The organism is Pseudoalteromonas sp. APC 3358 (genome assembly GCF_030408075.1).
GTDB lineage: Bacteria > Pseudomonadota > Gammaproteobacteria > Enterobacterales > Alteromonadaceae > Pseudoalteromonas > Pseudoalteromonas arctica.
The window spans coordinates 31,015-56,238 of sequence record NZ_JASDCE010000001.1 but is presented as its reverse complement, the minus strand read 5'-3'; the positions used below and the strand labels follow the sequence as shown (position 1 = coordinate 56,238).

Below are 25,224 nucleotides of genomic sequence, written 5' to 3'. Positions count from 1 at the left end.
AAGGATAAGGCAATCATGATAGATTTTCGCTCTGATACAGTTACAAAACCAACAAACACAATGCGCGATATTATGCACAACGCACCGGTTGGTGACGATGTATATGGCGATGATGAAAGCGTTAACCAGCTAGAAGCTTATGCGTGTGAGCGTTTTAATTTTGAAGCCGCACTTTATTGTAGCTCAGGTACACAAGCCAACTTACTTGCAATAATGGCGCATTGTGAGCGAGGTGACGAATACATTTGTGGCCAAAATGCTCACAATTATAAGTTTGAGGGTGGCGGAGCAGCTGTTTTAGGGTCTGTGCAACCACAGCCTATCGAAAACGATGCTGATGGCAGTATTCCTTTTAGTAAAATAGCGATGGCTATAAAACCAGACGATTGCCACTTTGCAAAAACGCGATTACTTAGCTTAGAAAATACCATAGGCGGAAAAGTGCTCCCGGTTGAGTACTTAGCCCAAGCTCGTGACTTTGTTAATACGCATAATTTAGCGCTGCACTTAGACGGCGCACGTGCTTTTAATGCCGCTGTTGAGCTAAATATTGATATCACTGAAATCACAAAGCACTTTGACTCAATTTCTATTTGTTTATCTAAAGGTTTGGGGGCGCCCGTAGGCTCTTTATTATTAGGCTCACCAGCACTTATTAATAAAGCAAGACGATGGAGAAAAGTACTTGGTGGCGGTATGCGCCAAGCCGGAATGCTTGCAGCTGCCGGGCAGTTTGCACTTGAGCACAATGTAGAGCGCTTAAAAGACGATCATGAAAATGCACGCTATTTGGCTCAACAATTAAGTGAAATCAGTGGCTTTACTGTAGATATGAGTAACACCACTAATATGGTTTACGCAACATACACTAGCAGTATAAACATTGAAGAGATTGCTGAGGCACTTAAACAACAAGGTATACTATTTAGCCCAAGCAAGCAGCTTAGGCTAGTAACGCATTTAGATATTACGCGCGAAGATATTGATACATTTTTAAATGCTTTGTCGGCCCATATTTAACGCGGCTTTATAATGTTTGCGGCATACCGAAACGTATCGGTCATTGCCGCCAATTTCTACTTGGTTACCATCGGCTATTGCTTCACCATTTTCATCGGTACGCAGTACATGGTTTGCTTTACGTCCACAGTGGCATACAGTTTTAAGCTCAACTAACTTATCAGCCCACGCAAGCAAATATTGCGACCCTATAAATAGCTCGCCTCTAAAGTCGTTACGCAAGCCATAACACAATACCGGTATACCTAATTCATCAACCACATCGGTTAATTGCATTACTTGTTCTTTTGATAAAAATTGGCACTCGTCAACTAACACACAATGGCGTTTTTTTTCATTATTGAGTGATTGAATAAGATCAAAAACATCTTTGCTAGCATCAAATACATGCGCATCTGCTTGCAAGCCAATACGAGACGATACTTTACCCACGCCTTGTCTATCATCAATGGCAGCAGTAAGGATCACAGGTTCCATGCCACGTTCTTTATAATTAAATGCAGATTGTAATAACGTGGTTGATTTACCTGCATTCATTGCAGAGTAGTAAAAGTATAATTGAGCCATTGCGGTGCCATTTTATAAAAAGTGCGCTTATGCTACCTTAATATTAAATTAATACCAATTTACAAACGCGAATTTAATGAGGTTATTTAAGTGTTTGTAAATATTTAATATAGATAGGTGCACTTTCAAACTTTGATAACCATTGCCACATTTCCAAGCTTAGATCGTTATTTTCTTCGTAGAATTTTTTTGAAAAAACAAGGTAACCATGGCTGGTTTCGTAAGGGGGATAAATAGGTTTGACATTATTACCCTCATACGGATAACTCGACACTTTTAAGCCATCAACTTGGCATAGATCAACGCTCGCCTGCACCACGCCCTTATCTAGCAACTCAAAAGCTTTGCTTTTAGAAAACGTATTATGAATAAAAAATGGCTCTTCTTTTAACGCGCTATTTAGTCCATAGCCATTAGGAATAGCTATCGTAAATGCTTTATTTTGAAATACTTCGCGAGTCTCCCATTCTTTATGAAATTTATAACGCCCTATAAGGCAGCTACTAAATTCACTTACTGCATAGTCATCTTGTAACTTACCTTGCTCATCAACAGGGTAAACAGCAACGTTTTCTCGTCCTTTGCGGTAACTGGCAATAACAGCATTAACTCGATTAAATTCTAAATCGCTTAAGCATCTACGCCATGGTTTTCTAACAAACTTAATCTCAACACCATCAATCGCTTTATCTAATAAACTTAAAACCTCAACTGAGGCATCAGGTTGATCAATAGGTATAGCCTTATCAACACCTAAAAATAGTGGTGCTGCGTTTTTATCTTCATAACAAAAAAGTAATTCTTTGGCCGTAACGCCATCGCAAAAAACAATACACTTCAAAACAAAAATATAAAGTAACGTTCTAATTTTCATAGTGATTTTTATTTATAAACTAAATCTACAGTGTAGTATGTAGAACTAAACATACAAAATATTCGTTAAATTAATTTACATTAATCCTTCGTGTTTCAGCAACCAAAGTTTCCTATCAAGCCCACCAGCATAGCCCGTTAACTTTGCATTTGCGCCAATAATTCGGTGGCAAGGCACTATAATACTAATCGGATTTTTACCATTCGCAGCGCCTACTGCCCTCACTGCTTTTGGGTTATTGAGTTGGTTTGCAATATAGCCGTATGTTTGCGACTGTCCAAAAGGTACCGTTAATAGTGCTTGCCATACGCTTTGTTGAAATGCTGTACCGTTTGTATCAAGTGGTACATCAAAAGTAGTGCGTTTTTTTGCAAAGTACTCATTTAACTGCGCAGCGCAAATAAGCACCGCTTTGTTAGTAACTTGCTCAAATGGCGTATGAGAGTGCTCAACTGGTGGATAAAACCCAACATAACTCACACCTTTATCGGTTGCTTGAATAATTATGTCGTCTATAGGGCTCGAAATTGATGTTTGAATGATCATTATAATTGCTGCCAAAGTTGAAAAGTTAAGTAAGAGCGAAAAGGAGCGCTGTTAGCAGGTACGAAAGGGTTTGCCGCCGCTTGAGCTTTTTTAACACCTAAGTCGCCATCAAGTAATATATCGGGCTGGCTTTGCCCTCGCAACTTTGCATAATTTACCGTCCAAGGACCAATTCCCTTTAAATTAAGCCATTCGTCTAAATCGTCATTTTCAGGATTTAGTGCACAAAACTGGGCTAAGTTGTGTAGCGCATTTTTGCGTGCTTGTGGCATTTTAAAAAATGCAAAATCACTATTAGCAACAATTTTAGCCGTAGGAAAATAAACGGCATCGCCCTCTTTTTCGCCTAATTCGTCAACTAACTTTGTTACTAAATTATGCGCCGCAGTAACACTCACTTGTTGTCCGAGTACCGCCCTTATACCAGCTTCAAAACTTGACCAAATCCCTGGAAGTCTGAGCCCTTCACACACTGTAAACGCATTGTTTATATTGGCGCTTAAATGCGTTTCAATTAAATTAATATCGGCATCTAAATCAAGCACACGGCGTATATTATTTATAACAGGTTGTAAGTACAACGTATTGTCTATATTGATAGACACACTAAAGTGGTTTTTACTCGCTATAAATTCAGCGGTAAAGCTTCCTTTATATTCCTCACTTGCAAAAGTGCGTCCGTAGCTCGTTTGTGTTATCCACTCCATTGGTTTTATCAAGCGCCTTTGTAAAAAACCCTGCAAAGCAGGCCAATTATAAGGCGGCCTAAATGGCAGGGTTAAAGTGAGTGTTGACGTTGGTTTTTTATCGCCACTGCGCAGCTTCGAGGGAGCTATATTTAACTGCTGTAAAAATGCATCATTAAAGCGCCTAATGCTTTTAAAGCCTGCGGAAAACGCTATTTCGGTAAGGGGTAAATGTGTTTCTTGAATCAGCTTTTTAGCAAAGTGACATTGGTTAAATAATCGATATTGCGTAATCGACACGCCAAAATACTGCTTAAACAACTGCCTTAAATAACGACTACTTACACCTAAACGAGCTGCTAATTTTTCGCAGTCGTGCTCGTCATTTTGATCTATTAACTGTTTTGCTCTAAGTGCAGTCGTTTTTGTACCCTGCCATGCTGCGCTGCCTGGGGCACTATCGGGTCTGCATCGTATACAGGGTCTAAAACCATCTTGCGCCGCGTTATGGGCAAACTGATAATACGTGACGTTTTTTTCGTGTGCGGTAGGAGCTGGGCATATTGGTCTGCAATATATACCCGTACTTTTAACCGCAACATAAAAAAGCCCGTCAAAACGAGGATCGCGACTCTGACGTGCTTTTTGCCAATGTGAAGTGTCCATAAACGGCTCTATAAATTAACCTAATAGAGCCTAGCTTATACAAAAAAATTCACATTACTAGCCATATTCGGCACTCAACCAATAGCCAATAAATAACGCCTTTGTACTTCTTGCCAATTAATTACATTATAAAATGCAGCAATATAGTCAGGACGCTTATTTTGATACTTCAAATAGTAGGCATGCTCCCATACATCAAGTCCCAAAATAGGGATATTTCCCTGCATTAAAGGGCAATCTTGATTAGCACTATTTTCTACAATCAGCTTTTCATCCGGCGTTACACATAACCACGCCCAACCACTACCAAATTGGCTAATTGCCGCGGCTGTAAATTGGTCTTTAAATTTATCAAAACTGCCTAGTTGCTCATTAATAACCTGAGCCACAATACCTTCAGGTTCACCTCCTCCTTGTGGGCTCATTATCTGCCAAAATAAGCTGTGATTAAAATGCCCTCCTACATGCTCTTGTACTGCTTTTTGCAAATTACTAGGCAGGCTGTTTATTCCCTTAAGTAATTTTTCAGCATTTGCGGTTGCATATACAGTATCTGCTAAAGCAGCATTGGCTTTATTGATATACGTTTGATGATGCAATGTGTGGTGAATATGCATAGTTTTGCTGTCTAAATGAGGCTCAAGCGCATCATATTCATAATCAAGTGCTGGCAATGTAAACGCCATAAATTACTCCTTTATTTTAATGTAGCAGGCTGTTTGTTGAATCTTTAGAGCATAAGCAAAAATTCACTTGCTCTATTAGCTCAGGTAAAAAATGATAGCGTCTTGCAAATGATACAAGTTCAGAGGAAGTTTTAATGTAATGATGCTTACTCACTTTTTGTATATCGTAATGAGTATGCTTAATTAATGAAGAGAGTGTTAAGTGTACTTCGCATAGCCATTTGCATGCATTTTCAGGCTGTTGCATAGCTATATAGGTATCAGCTAAATTATGTGACGCAACAACAAGTGCGGGTATACAGTGCTCAATAGCATGAATGACAGTGTTATTAATCTGAGCATATAAAAATTGCTGAAGAAGATGATCTGCAAGTGTTTTAGCTAATAAGTATTTATCGCGGGCTTCGAGAAGTGCACCTTGTTCAAATGCATAATTACCTTGCATTATATTTGACTGCCAAGGGCTCAATGCTTGATCAAGATAAAGTAAATCTGAGTGGGGTTGTTTTTGACTTGAGATCATATAATCATCTGCACGTTTATTTATGAGTGTGTATTTAACTTACACACCCACAAAACTAAATGCAAATGATTTTCATTAACTATTTGGCGAAGTCTAATAATTCCTGCTCTGTTAAGCGATATATAATCCATTCGTTTTGAGGCTTTGCACCAATGCTATTGTAAAAATCGATAGCGGGTTTATTCCAATCAAGCACTACCCATTCAAAACGCCCACAGTTATTACTAATCGCCTTATTAGCTAAGTGCTTCATAATGGCTTTACCTGCGCCATTGCCACGGCTATCTGGGCTTACGTATAAATCTTCAAGGTATAGGCCATTTTTACCTAACCAGGTAGAGTAATTATAAAAATATACCGCAAAACCAATTGGCTCATCACCTTCTAAACAAATTATGCTGTGCGCAGTTGCACCTTCACTAAACAGAGTATCTAAAATTGCCTGCTCGTCTGTTTTTACTGCATCTGGTTCTTTTTCATATATGGCAAGTTCGGTAATAAAGTGCAAAATTGTTTTTGCGTCACTTGGTTTTGCATCACGTATTGTAACGGGTTGGCTCATTGTATTTTTACCTTAAATATACTGTTCTAATTTATCTTTTAAAATATCTAATTGAATAGGTTTACTCAAGTAATCATCCATTCCAGCTGTTATACAACGCTCTTTATCTGAGTTCATTGCATTTGCGGTGATAGCGATTATTTTAATGTTTTTATGCTGTATGCCCGCCACGCCTTTACGAATAGCAGCGGTTGCTGCAAAACCATCCATAACTGGCATTTGGCAATCCATAAGTACGAGCTTAAAGTATCCTGAATCATGCGCTTCTAATATATCAATCGCTAATTGGCCATTCCCAGCAATAGTAACGTCACAATTAAGCTTTTTGAGCATTAATTTAGCCACCTGTTGGTTAATTGGATTATCTTCTACCAGTAGTATTTGGGAAGACTCCTGCATCTTTTCTTTTTTAAGTGACGAAATATAGCCTGACGTAACAAGTGGGAGCGTCTCGCCTGCATCATTACTCGTTATAACCGACAGTGCAGAAATTAAATCGGCAGTGGTTACTGGTTTAGGAAAATATGCCTGAAAGCCAGCATCAGAATAACGCTGCGCGCCTTCCATACCTGCAATACTAGTCATCATTACAAGTGGCATTGATTTATAATGTTCATGTGCTTTTAGTGCTTTACACAGCTCTATGCCATCCATTCCTGGCATTTGCATATCAAGCACTGCAATGTCGTACATGCAACTTTTATCTTTATATTGCTGCGCGCACATATCAAGTGCTTCGCGTGCATCACATGCGAGTGCAACCTTAGCGCCCCAATGTTCAAGCTGTTGTGAAATTACAATTCGATTTGTCTCGTTATCGTCAACAACTAAAACTGTTAGCTCTTCCATATTAATATTAGGAATATAACGCTCTTTTTGATCTCCCGGAGTTAACATTATAGTGGCGGTAAAGGTACTCCCTTTACCTGCTTCACTTGTAAGAGAAATTGCTCCTCCCATTAACTCACAAAGCTGCTTACAAATAGCCAGCCCTAAGCCACTGCCCCCGTATTCACGCGTTGTTGATGCATCTACCTGAGAAAAAGGGGTAAATAACTGCTGTTGCTTTTCTTCACTTATTCCTATGCCTGAATCTTTTATACTTGCAACAAATTCTAAACCTTGAGCCACTTTATTAATTTTGGCGCTTACCACAACCTCGCCCTTACTCGTAAACTTAACGGCGTTACTCAGCAAATTAGTAAGTACTTGTCGAATGCGCCCAGGATCTCCGCATAACTGCGAAGGCTCTAGCGCTACCAAATCTAAAATTATTTCTATACCTTTTTCTTGAGCAGTCAATGCTTGTGCGGCAGCAACTTCGCCAATTAAATCACGTCCATTAAAGTTAATCTCTTCAAGTTCAATTTTACCCGCTTCGGCTTTAGAGAAATCTAAAATATCGTTAATTACACCCAATAAAGAATGCGCACTTGTTTTGGCTATACCTACTTTTGTTTCTATTGGTTTAGGGAGTGACTCTAATTGAACAAGTTCTAGCATACCGAGTACACCATTCATTGGCGTTCTTATTTCATGGCTCATGGTTGCTAAAAATTGGCTCTTGGCAATGGCTGCATCTTCTGCTTTTACAAGCGCTACTTTAAGCTCCTCACTGATTACTTTACGTTGCTGAGAAACTAAAGTACTTCCCACTAAAGTAGCCAATGATCGAAGATACGTTTCTTCACTTTGTGTCCAATTGCGATGCTCGCCTACCGTTTCAGCGCACAAAATACCTAAATTACCATCACCAGTTGCTATTACTGCATCAAGCATCGATTTAATATTTAATGGCTTTGTATACGCTTCTATAAAATCAACAGTTGCTGGGTGCGTATAAACATCATCAATGGCTACTAAGTTTTGCTTATAAATGGCGCTATAATATGCAGGGTAGTCTTTAGCAGTTAAAACGGCATCTGTATCTACAAACCCTTGTCCATCTATGTATAAACTATGACATGTCATTACATCTCGTTGATCGTTAAAAATCCATACCGACGCACGTGCAACATTTAGCACTTCGCACATAGATTTAACCGCTAGCTTTTTAACTTGCTCTACATCACTATTTTGCACTTCAGGTGCGACTGTAAGCGCGGCTAAATTTTTGTTATAGCGGTTTGCTTTTTCGCTTTCGAGTTCAAGGCGCTTATGTGCATCAATACTTTGAAATGAGCCAAAAACACGTACGCATTTACCATCTTTAAGCTCTGCTTGGCCCATTGATTTAACCCAACGCTCTTGCCCCGAATAGGTCAAAATAATAAGCTCTACACTCCAGCTTTCACCTAAAGTCACAGCGCATTCAAATAAGGTACTTATAGTGTCTCGGTGTATTCCTGGTTTATAAAAATCAATAGCAGTATCTATCCTCGGCTCAAATCCCTCTGGTACTTCGTGGATAACTTTAACTTCATCAGACCAATAAAGCGTATGCGCATCTAGGTCCATCTCCCATGCACCAATCTGTCCTTGCTTACTCATTGATTCAAGCAGGCTTTGCTGACGGCTTATTTTTAATTGTGTATTGTAACGTTCTGTAATATCTAAAATAAATCCATCTAAATACAATATATTGCCATCATCTGCGTAAATCGCTTGGCCTTTTTCGTTTACCCAATGCAAAGAGCCATCGCGGGCTTTAATTCTATACTCAACAGACCATGATTGCTTAGCGCTAACACAACGGACAATTTCATCTTTTATTTTTTGAGAATCGTCTTCACATATTAAATCAAAGAAGCAAAGGTCTTCATTGTGTATCAACTCATCGGGTGAATAACCGGTAATTTCACTCGCTTGCTCGCTCATGTAAAGCATGCTTAATTTGTCATCAAACTTACATCTATAAATAATGCCAGGGATATTTGATACCAAAGATGCAAATCTGTCTCGGCTTCCTTGTAGCTCAAGCTCTGTAGATTTTCGATCTGATATATCTAAATGGGTACCGATCATGCGTTTTGGAGAGCCATCGGTATTCCACTCAACTATTTTTGCAGTATCGAGTACCCAAATCCAATGACCATTTTTATGCTTCATGCGGGCTTCACTAACATAATAGTCAGTCTCGCCGAAAAAATACGCTTGAAGTTTTTTCTCCGACATAGCTAAATCATCTGGGTGAGCGTAGGTATACCAAGTATCTATAGTACAAGGTTCAATATCACTGAGCTTGTAACCTATAATCTCGGCCCAGCGGTTATTAAATGTCACATTTTTAGTATCAATGTACCAATCCCAAATACCCACTGCTGTTGAGTCAATCACTAGTTGTAGCTGTGTTTTGTGCTGTTCAAGCTCTAGCTCTTGTAACTTAAGCGCTGTAATGTCGGTACGAATAGCAATATAGTTTTGTGGTATACCGTTTTCATCTAGAAATGGTGCAATGGTGGTATCTACCCAATAAAAACCACCATTTTTAGCTTTATTACAGATTTGCCCGTTCCATACATCACCGCGTTTAAGCGTTTTGTACATATTTTTAAAGAATTCTTTTTCGTGTTTACCTGAATTTAAAAGGCGATGGTTTTCGCCTATTAATTCATGTTCGTCGAAACCACTGATCTCACAAAATTTCTTATTTACAAAAGTAATAGTGCCATGTAAGTCAGTTACCGCAACAATGGCATGTTCATCTAATGCACTTTTTTGTTCTGCTAATTGTTTTAATGCAATTTGAAGTGCCGAACGTTGTTTTTGTAATATACTTTGTTGTTCTTCTTTTACGGCTACTAACTTACGTAAGCCTAATGAAAGCTGATTAAATTCAATGCTATCGTTTATTATTGGAACTTTAACTAAATCGCCTTTTGTAATATTTTCGACAATTTTAGCTAAGTTAATTAAAGGCTGAGACAGCCGGCGACCAAACCACCACGACAACGTTAATATCAGCAGTAAGGCACCTGAATTAGTAAATACAGCGAGCTGCTTATAATAATTAGCACCTTGTAGTGCAACTTCTTTTGGTTTTGATACAAGTAGCTGCCAGCCAGACTCATTTAAAAACTCTAATGAATTAATATACCCATATAAAGTGACTTCATTTTTATCAATATAAGAAAAAACACGCTGTATTGGTGAGCCATTTTGAGAGAAAAATGATGGTTGGGTATCGTCTGAAGTATTACTTTTTTGAATTTTATTATTGTGCATAACATAAAATGTTATGTCTTTATTAGCAGCGTGTATTTTACTTAGATTATTTAATAAGCCATTTAAATTTATATCTGCTAGCAATATTGCTTGTAACTTATTTTCATCATTTAATATCGGTAAGCCAATAATATGATATTCACGCCCTGAGGCAGTCATTGACTGGAATTGGATTTTACCTGTATTTATAATCTCAGAACGTATGTTATTAAAGCGCGGCTCTTTAATAACATTTAAAAAAAGTGATGAAGGTAGTGAATTAACGCGGTTTACATCAATAAGCTCTACATGATTAACAAAGTCATACTGCTCAATAAATTGATTAATTAATTTTTGCTTTTTATTGGGGCTGATATCAAATTGTGATCTAAGCAAATATAAATCTTTAACATGGTCTGTAAACCAAATATCAGCAAATTGCTTACCTATATTATTAAGCTCGTTAAGTTCAGTGTCTGCATTTTGTTTAAGCGTGCTATTTACATGTTCAAGACTAAACCACGTAAGTATACAAAGTGGCCCTAAGGCTATAATTATAAAGGTTATAATTAACTTACTTCGAACAGACTGTCCTTTACCTGTTAATTCACCAAAATTTAAACCTTTGTCCATGCTTAATATCCAGCAACTTATAATCATTTAATATTACTTACATTAATGCACTAAATATATAAAGACGCAAGTTTTGAGCGGTAAACTCCTTAAAAACTGGGTATTTAGCGTTACAATCTTAAATTCACATTTTTTAAAAAATACGCCTTTATTACTAACTTATAATTACGCTTGCTTACGCTACAACTTCTGTAGCTGTTTTAAACCCCTCGTGATATAAGCAGTATTTAATCAATGCGTTTGAGGGCATTATGGCGCACGATCACTCACATAGTCATGTAGACGAAAACCAAAGCAATAAACAGCTCACCGTCGCTGTGGTTATTAATGTATTGCTAACCGTAGCCCAAGTTATTGGCGGGATATTTTCGGGCAGTTTGTCACTTATAGCCGATGCCCTTCATAATTTAAGTGATGCTGCCGCTATATTTATAGCCTTGGTTGCACGTAAAGTTGGTAATAAACCTGCTGACGCCACTCATCATTTTGGCTATAAACGCGCTGAAATACTTGCCACACTTTTTAATAGCAGTACATTAATATTAATTGGCGTGTATTTAATTTTTGAAGCCATTTCGAGCTATTTAAACCCTCAACCAATTAATGGCTGGATAGTTGTGTGGGTGGCAGCAATAGCGTTGGTAATTGATTTAGCAACAGCATATTTAACCTACCGAGCGGGAGCAAATCACAGTATAAATATAAAAGCGGCCTTTATTCATAATGTATCAGATGCAATGGCATCTATTGTTGTTATTATTGCAGGCACCTTAATTATTTTATACCAATGGTATATTGTTGATTTAATTGCCACTGTGCTTATTTCTATCTATGTAATTTATCATGGCATTTTACTATTAAAGCAAAGCTGCAAAATTTTAATGCAAGCAGCGCCTAACAACATTGATACACACGCAATATCACATGCTATTAGCAATGAATTTAATATCGAATCGGTAGTTAGCATTAAGCTTTGGCAACTAGATGATAAAGAAAATTATTGTGAGCTTGTTATTAGCACTCAGCACTTAATTAATTTGCCAACAATAAAAAGCTTTTTACACGACAATTTTAATATCGAAAATTGCATAATAGAGATCCGACCAATCGCAAATTAAAGCCCAATTTAATGTTCTTAATAACAAGCTAAACCAAATACATAACTATTTAATTGAAAACAGCTCGTATTATCATTTACAATATTGCCATTAACTCATAATGAGATACCGTTTTTGAAACTTTGGTTACGTAGAATTCATTTAGGCCTTGCCCTTATTAGCGGACTATTTTTATTAATAGTGAGCTTAACCGGTGCTGTTATGATTTATGCAAAAGACATACAGCACTTAATAGAACCCGCAAAATGGCAAGTAACACCACAAGAAAATTTAATGCCTTACGATGAACTTATACAAAATGTACAAGGTCAAACTAAGCAAAAAATCACTTTTTTTATGCCCGAGCAAACACCGAGCGCCGCATGGCAGTTTAGGTTAGCCAATAAACACTACGCCAGTGTTGATCCCTACTCAGGGAGTGTACTAAACGTGTATGAATCAACAGATACTATTTATGGGTTTGCGATGGGATTGCATCGCTGGCTGTTGTTTGAAAACAGTAAGAGTGAAAAAACCTTTCGAAATTGGATGTCGGTATGTGCATTGCTACTTTTAATAAATGTATTACTCGGCTTTTATTTATGGGTAAAGCCCAAAAACAGAGTTAAACGTTTAGCTATAAAACCAAAAGCCAAATTTAGAGTGCTCATGTATCAATTACATACAGTGCTTGGTGTTTACTTTTTTATACCCCTTATGCTTATTGCCTTTACTGGTATGGCATTTAACTGGAAAACACAAACTCAATCTGTATTAGAATTTGTAACGTTTAATAAAGTAGAACAAAGACCTGAAGCGCCAAAAATAATAGCCCCTTCTCAAACTGCGTTAAACTACAATCAAGCAATTAAAAATGCAGAGAACGTATTTCCAGATGGTAAAGTATATAGAATTTACTTACCTAAAAAAGATGACGAAGCAATTGCACTGAGAATGCAAAACCCTGGCGAAAGCCACGCTTACAGCTGGGTTTGGATTAACCCATTTACTGGTAAAGTATTAAACTCATTTGACGCCAGTAAAACCAACTTCACAACACAAGCATGGAACTTTAAGTATAAGTTTCACATTGGTGATTTTGCAGGTCCTATTGTGCAGTTTTTATGGTTATTAATAGCCCTTTCACTCGCATTTTTTATTGTAAGCGGTGTATATTTTTGGTTAAAACGCCATAAATGGAAATAAATCTCATTAACACTTGCGTCATTAGTTGATAATAATTACCATTACGTAAATTGTTATCAACTAAGACACTCTATGTTAAAAACTTCGCTTTGCCTTATTGCTATTGCAATAAGTACTAACACGTTAGCAAATGAAAATAATAAAAATGAATACACTTCTGATCAGTTAGAGCATGTCATTGTATCTGGCAGCCGCATATCAGAGAACATTGACGAAGTACCTGCCTCGATTACCGTTATAAATCAGCAACAAATACAACAGCATTTAAAAGTAAGCTCAGAATTGGGGAGCTTACTCGCGCAAATGGTTCCTGGCCTTGCCCCAGATACTGGCAGTTCAAGTAATTCAGGGCAAACACTACGCGGCCGTGCGCCATTAATAATGATTGATGGTGTACCGCAATCAACACCTCTTCGTAATGGTTCTTTAGGCGTAAAAACGCTTGATGCAAGTGCCATAGCGCGCATTGAAGTCATAAAAGGCGCAACGTCTATTTATGGTAATGGTGCCTCAGGTGGCATTATTAACTACATAACAAAACAGGCTCGCAGTGATGGTAAACCGGAAGGTGAAATAAGTATTTCAAGCCGCTTTAGCGCTGTTAAATTAGCAGAAAGTGGCGGCGGTAGAGTATCAGCCGCAGTAAACGGTAAGCTCGACCAACTAAGCTACCTGCTAACGGCAAGCTATGAAGAAAACGGCGTACAACGCGATGCAGAGGGCGATATTTTAGGCTTGCAATATGGTTTATCTGATTCTGAAACTCAAAACTATTTTACCAAACTAACTTATGATTTTGACGACGAAAAGCAACTGCAGTTTAGCTATAACTTTTACAGCTCACAGCAAAAAACTGATTTAGGCGATGTTACTGGCGATGGCAATATAGGGGAAAAAACATACGCTATACACGTCCCCTTAGAGCTTCAAAAACAAGGTAAGCCGCAAGGCCCAGAAGGCAACGAAAATATAACCCTAAAATATGTTGATTACGCGCTGTTTGAAAACACACAAATGACCCTCGATCTGTATAAACAAAATATAGAAAACGTATTCTTTTTCTCAACCGCTTTAGCCAATCTTGATGAAGGTTATACCGGTGGTCAATCGGTTATTAAATCAGACAAGCAAGGTGCCAGAGCTACATTTAATAGTCAGTTTGATTTTGAAAACGTAACAGCCACCCTAATCTACGGTATTGATGCCTTAAACGATAAAACATCGCAACCTTTAGTAGATGGCCGTGTGTGGGTGCCAGAAATGGACATGGAAAGTGTCGCAGGCTTTTTACAAACCAAATGGGTAATAAACGACGACATTATTGTAAAAGCGGGTGTAAGAAAAGAAAGCATTGATTTGAGCGTAAGTGACTACCAAACGCTAAAACTTTGCAAAACCGCATCGCAATGTTCAGTACCATTAAATGTGCGTGGCGACACCATTAATTACGATGCAACAACTTATAACGCCGGTATTAAATATAACTTAACAGATGCCTTTAGCCCGTTTTTTAGCTACTCACAGGGCTCTGATATTTCTGATATTGGTCGCTTACTTCGCGCTGCAACCGTTGACGACATTGCACTTATTCAAACACAAGCCTCAATAATCGACAATTACGAAGTTGGTTTTACCTCACAGTTTGAAAACGTACGTTTTGAATTTGCTCTTTACAGAAGTACCTCAGAGCTTGGTACTAGTAATGAGTATAATGAAGTAACGGGAGTTTACGAACCTGTGCGTGCACCACAAGAAATATGGGGTTACGAAGGGTTAGTTAATTACACTATTACCCAAGACCTTAAGTTAAGCGCCACATATAGTTACGTAGAAGGTAAAAACACCGAAGCTGATGACTATCTAGGCGCAAGCCAAATTAGCCCACCTAAAGCAACAGCGAATGTAACGTGGCAAACAAATGACGAGCTATCGCTTGCAATGAGCTTTTTATATGTAGGCGACAGAAAGCGCTTTGATAAAAATGCACAGGGCCAATACTCTGGCGATCAGGGCCCTGTTAGTAGCTACAACACATTCAACTTAAGTGGCCAATACAATGTTAACGCTCAATGGAGTGGGTATTTTGGAATAGAAAACCTATTCAATAGTGATTACTACCCTGCCCGCGCACAGGCTTACACCTACGGTGGATATAACATTAAAGGATTAGGCACAACCGCAACGCTGGGTGCTAAATATCAATTTTAACAAATAAGCGCACGTTATAGGCATGCCCTGCATGCCTATATGCTCAACAAATCCCGCATAAATAAACGTCTCGCTTTTTCCTATCAATCATGATCTTGTATTAGATGCTAATGCAAATAAAAAACTGTCCATAAACCAAGCAGTAACGCAAACTTAAATAAGAATCAAAACCAATAGTAACGCAATGATTTTTATAGAGAAAACTTGCAATATAGGCTATTTGTACTACACTGCATACAATTGAAATAGTTAAGGCGATTTATCATGAAAGGTAATCAAAAAGTAATCGATGCGTTTAATACATTGTTAGCTAACGAATTAGCAGCAATCGATCAGTATTTTATACACTCGCGCATGTATGACGACTGGGGTTTAAACAAACTATACGAACGCCTTAACCACGAGATGGAAGAAGAAAAAGATCACGCAGACTGGCTTATTAAGCGCATCTTGTTTTTAGAAGGTGTACCAAATATGACTAAGCGCCGTGATTTACTTATCGGTAACGATGTAAAAAGCATGATGCAAAACGATTTAACACTAGAGCTTGAAGTAGTTGCGTGTGTTAAAGACGTCATCGCAATATGTGAAGAACAACAAGATTATCAATCTCGTAGCATTTTAGAAAAACTGTTATTTGATACCGAAGAAGACCATGTTTACTGGTTAGAGCAACAACTTGGCTTAATTGATAAGATTGGTTCTGAAAATTATCATCAAGCACAAATGGCTTAGTAGGAGCATATTATGAAAGGCGATAAAGACGTTATTGCAGCGCTTAATAAAGTACTCGCTAATGAGCTTGTTGGTATTAACCAATACTTTTTACATGCACGCATGTTTAAAGATTTTGGTTTCACTCAACTAGACAAAGCAGATTACAAAGTATCAATTCAAAAAATGAAAAACGCCGATCGTTTAATCGAACGTATTTTGTTTTTAGAAGGCTTACCAAATCTTCAAGATTTAGGCCGATTACGTATTGGTGAAAACAGCGAAGAAATGATTGCAGCTAATATGGGTTTTGAACTCGATACTATTGATGAGTTACGTAGCGCAGTTAAACTGGCTGAAAACAAAAAAGATTATATTACCCGAGAAGCCCTTGATCACATTTTAAATGAACAAGAAGAGCAAATTGATTGGTTAGAAACCCAACAATTACTTATTAAAAATACGGGTATTAAAAACTACTTGCAGTCTCAACTGTAAATAGTAACAAGCATAAAAAAAGCAGCTAAAAAGCTGCTTTTTTTATATCTAAGTTTTTATATGTAATTAAGCAACTTGATCCGTTACATCAGCAATCTGAATAAGTCTGCGATTAAGGATCTTTTTAGTACAACCACAACACTTACCGCATTGGCTGCCTACTTTAAGCTCTTTAGTTAATTCACGCATGGTCGTTGCACCATCGTCAATTGTTTGCTCAATTTTTTTATCGGTCACACCGTGACAAAGACAAATATACATCAATACAAACCGTGTTAATTACAATCAATAGATGCATACTAATCTAAACGACAATTGTTATCAATAGCTTCCTCACTAATAAATATAAATTATTTATTAGAATATGGTATTTGTTCTCTTAACTATATTTACCTAAAAATAAAGTTATGGAATAATGCCCGCCTCTTAGGGGAGTAGCCCGCTCAGTAATGAGTAAACTTATCAACATAATTGCACCTCATGTGCATGGTAAGTTTGTAATGTTGTAGCAAGCGTTATCGGCGAGACCTAGGTAGACACTATCCTCATGGCGGGAGATAGTTGTTTGCCTTGGTTTAGTATTCCCGCCTGTAAGAATCAATAATGGAAGTTTTTTTAACCTCAACCGTCACTGTCACACTTGCCGAAATAGGCGATAAAACCCAGCTTTTATCGCTCCTGTTAGCCGCCCGTTTTCGTAATAAAGGCGCGCTTATTCTTGGTATTTTAGCCGCAACCTTACTCAATCATGGTTTATCAGCATGGTTTGGGCAGTGGTTAAGTAATAGTTTTTCTTCTGAATATTTACCTTGGCTTGTAAACATCAGCTTTATTGTTGTTGGCCTTTGGCTATTAGTTCCAGACAAAGACGAAGCTGTAAGTAGTAAATACGATAGCTACGGGGCTTTCTTAGTCGCTTTTGTATTATTTTTTATTGCAGAAATTGGTGATAAAACACAAATAGCCACCGTACTATTAGGCGCACAATATCAGTCTGTGTTTTGGGTAACAGTAGGAACCACGTTAGGTATGCTAATTGCTAACGTGCCTGTTATATACGCCGGAAATGCATTACTAAAAAGAATATCTCTAAACACCGTACGTGCTATTGCTGCTTGTGTGTTTGTGTCATTAGGTATTTATGGCTTAGTTACAATTTAATCAATGTTAAAGCTCGCAACTGTTGATTTAAGTGCGAGCTTTAGTTTATCGATACGTTATTTATGCATTATTTACACAGTAACATCCCTTGGTTTGCGTAATTAAAAGGTTGGAATTAAAACCTGCAGCTAAATTAGTGACCGCAGTTTCAACAAAACCACTTCCTTGCGCACAAGCTAATCCTTCAGAGAGCGGCCCTGCATACACAAACTCACCACCTTTATTAATAATAACGGCGGCAGGCGTTGCCGGAATAACGTGTTTAAGCTTTGGTGTTAATTCAACTTGTACAACCTTCATAGCTTTATTGGCAGCAAAAGAGGTTAACGATGAAATATGCGGCTTAGCTTGTATAGTACACCCGCATTTTTTTTCTGTTATAAGCACTAAAGACGGCTCACCAGTATCAACCCAATCCAATTGCTTTTTAAAGTTATTAAACCAGTGTTTTTGCAATAAAACTTTTGAGCTATCAAACGGTTTAAGCTGCTCTAATTGAAAATAAACTAACCCTGCAACAACACAAATAAGCCATGTAGCTATAAGCGAAAATACGAAAGTGTTAGATTTATTTAAACTTGGCAATGCTTTGCTCTAACACATCAATACTTACATCGATTAACTGCACCTTAGCGGTTAACTGCTGCACTATTTGCGTATCTTGGTACTGATTTTGGCGCATAGTATCAGTACTGCTTGCTATTAATTCAGTATTACCTGCCTGCTCAGCTACAACTTGTGCAACTGAGTCAGAGCTTGAAGATACTGCGGCTATTTGCTCGCTCATTGCTGAAATATTCTCTTTCATTGCAGCACTAATACTTGTTAAATCGACTACAAAATTCACACACTGACTCATTGATTGTGTTGACGTTTTACTATTATTAACAAGATCTTTTAATGTTAGACTAATTTTATCTGTTGTTGCTTTACTATGGTTAGCCAAAGATCTTACCTCATCAGCAACAACAGCAAAACCTCGACCATGTTCGCCTGCACGGGCAGCTTCAATAGCGGCATTTAAAGCAAGTAAGTTAGTTTGCTCGGCAATACCTGATATCTCATTAAGAAGACCTGAAATAACATCGCCCGCTGCCACTAAGTGGTTTATTTTTTCTTCGGTATGGTTAAGTAGTGTTAACAGCTCTCTACTCTTAGCATCTGTTTGAAGTACTTCTTTTAATGCATCGCTCGCAGCTTGTGTGATATGGTCTACTTGACGCTTAAGCACCTCACTTTCTTCTTCTACAAGTTTAAAACCATTAGCAACTTGAGCACCAGAATTAGCAATATCATCAGTTTGTTGTGTACGCTGTACTGCGCCACCCGCCAACTGATCATGAACATGAATAAGCTCTTGTGAGTTTTTTTGCAGTGATTCTGATTGAGTTTGTACCTGCTTAATAACATCAGATAAGTAATCTAGTAACGTGTTAAACCCTGCTACAGCCTCACTTTTAGTGTCATCAGCACGAAGAGAGAGTTTAATATTTTCAGGGTCTTGCATGATTTGCTCTGTCGCATAACTTAAAGATAGGCCCGCACGACGTTCGCGTTGCAACATTACGGCAATGTAGCCTGCAACTAACACTTCAACTATTGCGTATCCAGCATGAATAAGCACCGTAGTAAAAGCAAGCCTATCAGGGTCAAATACATAAAATCCTGTATTTTGAGTTTGTAAATAATAAAAAGATAAATGATGAACAGCTACAAATACAATTGTAGTAATAAACACTCGCCACTGTACAAAAACAATTAACATGGGCATTAAAATAAATATTTCAAAATGGACTTCAATCAACCCAAAAGTTTGTTGAATATGCAAAAAAGAAAACATCATTATAGCGGCAGCTACCACATGCGGGGTAACAGGACTATCCCCTTGTGTGTTTAAAAGCCATATAGGTAATAAACACAATGGCAAACCTATCATAAAGGCCTGCGCTAATGTGTCGAAATACAAGCCAATAGCGATAGATTCGACAAACAAAAGACTAAAAATAATTGTAAATAACCGGCCAATACTAGACATAAGAACCTTAAAATTGTTGTTTGCATTGTTGTTTTATAAAGCAGTCTGCAATATACGTATCAAAACGAGTTTCAGTTTACTGAACACAATAATAAACTACCGACACATCAAAAAATAATACATTTAATTTACATTATATACATGCCGTCTACTTAATTATAGGCAGTATTTTTTTAAACGTAGGCGTTGCTGCTTTTTTTGTCCATTGAAAAATAACTATTTCAGCGCATGAAATTACCGAACCAGCTTGGCGTAGCTGTTCAATCGCCAAATTTTTATGTTGCGGATTTCTCGAGCCAACTCCGTCGTGTACGATAATAACTTCAAAACCATTTTCTATTAAATCTAAGCATGTTTGTAAAACACACACATGCGCTTCAGTGCCAACAACAACAACTTGCTTTTTACCATAGCTTTTTAACTTATCAACAAAGCCAGGCTCTGCACACGCACTAAAGTACGTTTTATGAAAATACGTAGCATTAGGTAACGTATTTTTAATTTGCTGATTAGTCTCGCCCAACCCCTTGACATATTGCTCGGTTATTAAGACTGGGACGCCGTGAATAATACCCGCCTGCGTTAACTGCAATGTACTTTTTAAAATATTCGGAAAGTCTTTAATTGCAGGAGCAAGCAACGCTTGTAAGTCTATTATTAATAACACGCTATTTTTTGCATCAATATTAGATAAAACCACTATACTCTCCTTATGAATATTAACTGTTATCTATATAGATTAGCTCACTATTTGAAAATAGAGCTTTTAACTTTACGTATATTATTTGTAATTAAAAAATAAAAACTTATGCTATATTTACTATCTAGCTAAGTATCATCCTATCCTCCACTGAGAGTGTTTATAAGTGCGTTTGAGCAAACTTTTTTTTCATATCACCATTGTTTTTTTACTATGCATCCAAAGCACTTTTGCATCACAAAACTATGCTCAACAATTACAACGAATTTCTACTGACGAAGGTCTCTCGCAAAGTTACGTTTTGCAGTCGCAAGAAGATGACATTGGCTTCATATGGATAGCAACCCAACAGGGTTTAAACCGTTTTGATGGTTATAAAGTAAAAACTTTTAATGGTGGCTTTGGCTTAGATAAACACTATATTTATGCATTATTTAAAGCCGAAGACGGAAAGATTATCGTTTCAACTGATCTTTCTGGTGCGTATATAATAGATCCCCTCACTTTAAAAACCGAAAAAATCTATTCTGGTCAAATAGATAAAGAAAAAAAGATGTTTTCTCCAATCTCCGCAATGACTCAGCAACAAGATACTTTTTACTTCGCCATAGATGGTCAAATATATACATTTGATGAGACGAGTAAACACTTTACACTTAAGCTAGCACTCCCAAATAAAAGGGACTACATTAGGTCATTAACGATATATAAAAACACTTTATATATTGGTACAAATGATGGTTTATACACTGCAAATATAGATAATTCAGAACTTGTAAAAATCCCTCTTCATCCCCCTGAAAAAAATACGATAGATAATATAAACGTCAAATTTTTAAGTGTTGATAATGAATTAGGATTACTTGTTGGTACTGTCGAAGGTATGTATCAATTAGCATTTGATAATAGCAAAAATATATCTGCAGCAAATGTTACAACATTAATTCCTGATTATAATATATGGGATTATGCCAATACTGTTTACGGCGAGTTTGTAGCAACCGAAAGTGGATTATTTAGTTATCACCGCGAAACCAAAGAGTTAGAGTTCATATTAAATTATGAAAAAAGTAAGTTTAATATTAATGAAAACTCAATCAACGATCTAATGATTGATAAGTCCGGCGTGCTTTGGCTCGCATCTAGAACCCAAGGCGTGTTTACCTGGCCAATTAAAACCCGACGGTTTAAACACATTTTTTTACCCGGTAACAATACTGTTCATGCCACCTACCAAGATAAAAATAATATTATATGGCTAGGAACAGAAGATGGAATTGCGCGCTACGACAAAGCAACAAATAAAAGTGAAGTATATTTGAGCTCGACCGACTCAAAAGCAATATACGGAGCATCTGCGGTATTTGATATTTTTGCGTCTTCAATTGGAAACGATCAATTTCTTTGGCTTGTTACTTATGATGGTTTTAAACTTTTCGATAAGCAAATGGGTAAAATTATTGAAAATAAAGACACAGACAATAATGTAATTAACCAGCTCAACTTATTTGGTTTTGCCCAAGTTGCTGCAAATAAATATGCATTCATTTCTGATGATAACTTTTATATTTTTAATGAAACAACCGGAAAAACAAGAATTATTAAAGGACTCAAAGAGCAAGTTGACCCTTTATTTTCTTATGCTTTTTATAAACCCCTCGACACACATCCTGAAGAGTTTGTACTTGGCACATCAAAAAGTTTTTTTAGGTACAACGAAAAAACTAAAACCTTAACTACTATATTCCAGTCTTTTAATCCTAAAGAAGATATTTTTTACACTGTAGAAAATTTTTACTTAGACTCAAAACGAAATATTTTATGGTTGGCAACCACCCAGGAAGGCTTGCTTGGTGTTGACCCAGTTACTTATGAGAGAAAACACTACATAGGATTAAAAAATTCATTTAATACTGACTCTATCTATTCGTTACTTCCTGATGAAAATGGTTTTTTATGGGCAAGTACCGACAATGGTTTATATCAAATAAACCTAGATACACTCAATGTGGTGAGTTATTCAGTAAAAGACGGGTTGAATATAAACCAATTTACTCCTATAGCAGCAACAACATTAAATGATGACCGGTTAATTTTTGGTAGCAATGCCGGAGCTCTACTGTTTAACCCTTTAGACTTTGATGAAAAAGAATTATTTAAAAAAAATAATGTAGCGATTACCGATATAAACCTTTTTACCAAAGAGCTCGATTATTACCCTCATAAATACCTTAGCCAACCACTTGATCTCAGTTATGAAGACATGGGCCTTACAGTTAGTTTTTCTAACTTTTCTTACCCCAATATAGACAAAGCGTATTATAAGGTAATTCTTTCAGGGCCAACGTCCCTTACATATGAAGACTTACAATCTAACCAAGTGTTTTTCACAAAACTTCAACCCGGTAGTTATTCGCTAAAAATATCAGCACATAATCGCGATGGTATTGTTACAAGCGAACCTGCCACACTCAATATCAACGTAGCCTACGCACCATGGAAGTCGCCCTTTGCTATTGTCGCCTATATAGTTTTAATAATTGCCGTGTTGTTTTTCATTTTTTGGCAATACCGCAGCCGCCAAGTTGCAATTGAACAAGCCCATAGAGCGACTATTCGTTCGCAAAAGCAAACAGAACTCGCGCTTAAAAATAACAAAAGTGGCGTGTGGGATTATAATTTTAAAGATGCTTCCGTAAGTACGCTCAGAGGAAGTGAATTAGGCTATACAGGCTTGCCTGTACGCGTGCATATAGATCAATTTTTAGCGCTAATACACCCAGATGACCGACGTCGTTTTGAAAACCAATGGGAAAACTACTTCAAGTACAAAAAACAACAAAACTGGCAAGCAACTTATCGTCTACAGCATAAAAATGGGCATTGGTTATGGTATCAAGATACAGGACAAGTTATATACGATCCTCAAACAAATGAGCCGCTATATGTTTCTGGCATATATACCAATATCACTGAGCAACGGGCTAATGAGCAACAAGCAAAAATTCTAGGTGAAGCGTTTAGCCAAATAAACGACTGGTTACTTATACTCGATAAGCATTTAATGCCATTTTCTGCGAACAACAGTTTTATTGAAACGTTTTCAAGTGAACAAGCAGCCACTAAAATTAGCCCAAAATTATTTATTAGGGCCATTGGTAAAGATAAGTGTAGAGAGTTTGCAAATATTTTAAAAAAATTAAAAGCTACAGAAAACTGGCAAAGTGATGCTTATATAAAAACAGCAAAAAGTAACGAACATCCAATACATATAAGCGCCACAGCCGTAACAAAAGATACTGCAAGCTACTACGTGGTTGTTATTACAGATTTAACTGAGCAAAAACGTGCAGAAAACGAACTGCGCTATTTGGCTAATTTTGATCCTCTAACGCATCTACCTAATCGTAGTTTAATGTATAAAAATATTGAAGACGCGATTAAACATGCCAATGAAAGTAATACACAATGCGCATTATTATTTATTGATTTAGATAAGTTCAAACCTGTTAACGACTCTTTTGGCCACGCAGTTGGCGATAAGCTACTTTGTAATATTACCCAAAGAGTAAACGGTATGCTTGGCGTAAACGCAAAACTTGGCCGTCAAAGTGGTGATGAATTTTTAGTGCTGATTCAAAATATAAAATCGCTTCAGTCTCTTCGCGATACAGTAAGAAAAATTAGTAATGAGTTAGCTAATAAAGTAATTATTGAAGACTTCTCTATTAATATTTCAGCAAGTATTGGCGTAGCTCTATACCCATTTGATGCTGTAACCACCGATATACTTATCCGTAATGCCGATGTTGCGATGATGCACGCTAAACAAGGCGGGAGAAACGACTTTAAGTTTTTTAGCGATGAAATGAATGAGCTGATAAAACAAAAGTTACTGCTCGAAAATGATTTAAAAGATGCAGTAAAAGACAACCGATTTTTTAATCACTATCAGCCCATTATCGACATAGAAGAAAAAACAATAAATGGCGTGGAGTTACTCATGCGCTGGAAAAATCAAGGACAGTTGGTATCCCCAGCACTTTTTATACCGGTAGCAGAAGAAACTGGTTTAATAGAACTCCTTACTGAGCAAGCATTGCAACGAGCTCTTATTGAAATTGCACCTATACTCAGCGCAAACCCATTGTTTTATATATCTTTAAACTTATCTCCTAAACACATTTTAAAAACAAACATAACCCAGCGGTTAATGTCCATATTAGCGGACTCTCAAGTTCATCCAAGACAATTAAGACTTGAAATAACAGAGAGTATTTTACTAGAAGATAAACTCAAAGCAGCCAAGCAGCTACAAAACTTAAAAGCTGCTGGGTTTAAATTACTACTTGATGATTTTGGTACTGGTTACTCGTCACTCACCTATTTGAGCCAATTTCCTATTAATGTTATTAAAATAGATCAAAGCTTTGTAAACAGTATTGGTATAGATAAAGGGGATGAGTCAATTATTAAGACCATTCTTTTATTGGCCGAAAACCTAGATCTTTACTGTATTGCAGAAGGAGTAGAAACGCGCGAACAGATGATCTTTTTAGCCGAGGTTGGGTGTACTGTACTGCAAGGTTATTACTTTGCAAGGCCAATGGATGCTAAAGACTTACGTAAAAGCGATTGTTTTAGCAATATCATTGATTTGATTTGATTTGATTTGATTTAAAACATTAAAAGCGTGCTA

General features: G+C 37.2%; 20 protein-coding genes. 8 read left to right on the top strand and 12 right to left on the bottom strand.

Annotated features, from left to right (window positions below; translation table 11 throughout):
• Positions 1–15: 15 nt before the first annotated feature.
• Positions 16–1,020 carry a low-specificity L-threonine aldolase gene (gene ltaE / locus QL995_RS00240; protein ID WP_290291445.1) on the top strand — a complete coding sequence of 335 codons (1,005 nt, stop codon included), beginning with the start codon at positions 16–18 and terminating at the stop codon, positions 1,018–1,020.
• Here the strand turns inward: ltaE and QL995_RS00235 are convergent.
• From QL995_RS00235 to QL995_RS00200, 8 genes are all read right to left on the bottom strand, one after another.
• Positions 994–1,587: a thymidine kinase gene (locus QL995_RS00235; RefSeq protein ID WP_010553997.1), complete on the bottom strand. Its 594-nt coding sequence runs from the start codon at positions 1,585–1,587 to the stop codon at positions 994–996. The genes ltaE and QL995_RS00235 overlap by 27 nt on opposite strands.
• An 82-nt stretch (positions 1,588–1,669) precedes the next feature.
• Positions 1,670–2,461, bottom strand: a complete 792-nt coding sequence (locus QL995_RS00230) for an amino acid ABC transporter substrate-binding protein (protein WP_290291442.1) — start codon at positions 2,459–2,461, stop codon at positions 1,670–1,672.
• 75 nt (positions 2,462–2,536) lie between these two features.
• Positions 2,537–3,007 carry a methylated-DNA--[protein]-cysteine S-methyltransferase gene (locus tag QL995_RS00225; protein ID WP_290291439.1) on the bottom strand — a complete coding sequence of 157 codons (471 nt, stop codon included), beginning with the start codon at positions 3,005–3,007 and terminating at the stop codon, positions 2,537–2,539.
• Entirely contained in the window at positions 3,007–4,359 is a 1,353-nt protein-coding gene (locus QL995_RS00220; RefSeq protein ID WP_290291435.1) for an AlkA N-terminal domain-containing protein, read from the bottom strand. The genes QL995_RS00225 and QL995_RS00220 overlap by 1 nt, the downstream gene beginning before the upstream one ends.
• Before the next feature lie 74 nt (positions 4,360–4,433).
• On the bottom strand, positions 4,434–5,045 hold the full coding sequence (locus QL995_RS00215; protein WP_290291433.1) for a superoxide dismutase: 612 nt from the start codon (positions 5,043–5,045) through the stop codon (positions 4,434–4,436).
• 16 nt (positions 5,046–5,061) lie between these two features.
• Complete coding sequence (locus QL995_RS00210; RefSeq protein ID WP_007582333.1) at positions 5,062–5,568, bottom strand: hypothetical protein; 507 nt, start codon at positions 5,566–5,568, stop codon at positions 5,062–5,064.
• Positions 5,569–5,647: 79 nt separating this feature from the next.
• Positions 5,648–6,130: a GNAT family N-acetyltransferase gene (locus tag QL995_RS00205; protein WP_290291429.1), complete on the bottom strand. Its 483-nt coding sequence runs from the start codon at positions 6,128–6,130 to the stop codon at positions 5,648–5,650.
• Positions 6,131–6,142: 12 nt separating this feature from the next.
• Positions 6,143–10,906 (bottom strand): PAS domain-containing protein, encoded by a 4,764-nt coding sequence (locus QL995_RS00200; RefSeq protein ID WP_290291427.1) that lies wholly within the window; start codon positions 10,904–10,906, stop codon positions 6,143–6,145.
• A 251-nt stretch (positions 10,907–11,157) separates the two neighbouring features.
• Here QL995_RS00200 and QL995_RS00195 point away from each other — a divergent pair, with 251 nt between their 5' ends.
• The 5 genes from QL995_RS00195 (at position 11,158) to bfr (QL995_RS00175) (ending at position 16,629) form a co-directional block, all read left to right on the top strand.
• Complete coding sequence (locus QL995_RS00195) at positions 11,158–12,024, top strand: cation diffusion facilitator family transporter (RefSeq protein WP_290291425.1); 867 nt, start codon at positions 11,158–11,160, stop codon at positions 12,022–12,024.
• A 114-nt stretch (positions 12,025–12,138) separates the two neighbouring features.
• Entirely contained in the window at positions 12,139–13,209 is a 1,071-nt protein-coding gene (locus tag QL995_RS00190) for a PepSY-associated TM helix domain-containing protein (RefSeq protein WP_290291421.1), read from the top strand.
• A 72-nt stretch (positions 13,210–13,281) separates the two neighbouring features.
• Positions 13,282–15,417, top strand: a complete 2,136-nt coding sequence (locus QL995_RS00185; RefSeq protein ID WP_290291418.1) for a TonB-dependent receptor — start codon at positions 13,282–13,284, stop codon at positions 15,415–15,417.
• Positions 15,418–15,681: 264 nt separating this feature from the next.
• Positions 15,682–16,152, top strand: coding sequence for a bacterioferritin (gene bfr / locus QL995_RS00180; RefSeq protein WP_002958985.1), 471 nt, complete (start codon positions 15,682–15,684; stop codon positions 16,150–16,152).
• Positions 16,153–16,164: 12 nt separating this feature from the next.
• The gene (gene bfr, locus QL995_RS00175; protein ID WP_010554007.1) at positions 16,165–16,629 is read left to right on the top strand and encodes a bacterioferritin; all 465 of its coding nucleotides are present in this window, start codon (positions 16,165–16,167) and stop codon (positions 16,627–16,629) included.
• Positions 16,630–16,695: 66 nt separating this feature from the next.
• Here the strand turns inward: bfr (QL995_RS00175) and QL995_RS00170 are convergent, their stop codons facing one another.
• A complete protein-coding gene (locus tag QL995_RS00170) occupies positions 16,696–16,890 on the bottom strand; it encodes a (2Fe-2S)-binding protein (RefSeq protein WP_002960627.1) in 195 nt (64 codons plus the stop codon).
• 342 nt (positions 16,891–17,232) lie between these two features.
• Between QL995_RS00170 and QL995_RS00165 the strand changes: the two genes are divergently transcribed.
• Entirely contained in the window at positions 17,233–17,790 is a 558-nt protein-coding gene (locus tag QL995_RS00165) for a TMEM165/GDT1 family protein (RefSeq protein ID WP_076924201.1), read from the top strand.
• A 60-nt stretch (positions 17,791–17,850) separates the two neighbouring features.
• Here the strand turns inward: QL995_RS00165 and QL995_RS00160 are convergent, their stop codons facing one another.
• From QL995_RS00160 to QL995_RS00150, 3 genes are all read right to left on the bottom strand, one after another.
• Positions 17,851–18,375 carry a DUF6436 domain-containing protein gene (locus QL995_RS00160; protein ID WP_290291411.1) on the bottom strand — a complete coding sequence of 175 codons (525 nt, stop codon included), beginning with the start codon at positions 18,373–18,375 and terminating at the stop codon, positions 17,851–17,853.
• Positions 18,359–19,825, bottom strand: coding sequence for a methyl-accepting chemotaxis protein (locus QL995_RS00155; RefSeq protein ID WP_007581837.1), 1,467 nt, complete (start codon positions 19,823–19,825; stop codon positions 18,359–18,361). The genes QL995_RS00160 and QL995_RS00155 overlap by 17 nt, the downstream gene beginning before the upstream one ends.
• A gap of 148 nt (positions 19,826–19,973) precedes the next feature.
• Positions 19,974–20,525: an isochorismatase family protein gene (locus QL995_RS00150; RefSeq protein ID WP_290291405.1), complete on the bottom strand. Its 552-nt coding sequence runs from the start codon at positions 20,523–20,525 to the stop codon at positions 19,974–19,976.
• Between the two features lie 166 nt (positions 20,526–20,691).
• On the opposite strand from QL995_RS00150, the gene QL995_RS00145 reads away from it, so the two are divergent.
• Positions 20,692–25,191, top strand: a complete 4,500-nt coding sequence (locus QL995_RS00145) for an EAL domain-containing protein (RefSeq protein ID WP_290291402.1) — start codon at positions 20,692–20,694, stop codon at positions 25,189–25,191.
• The last annotated feature ends 33 nt before the right edge of the window (positions 25,192–25,224 follow it).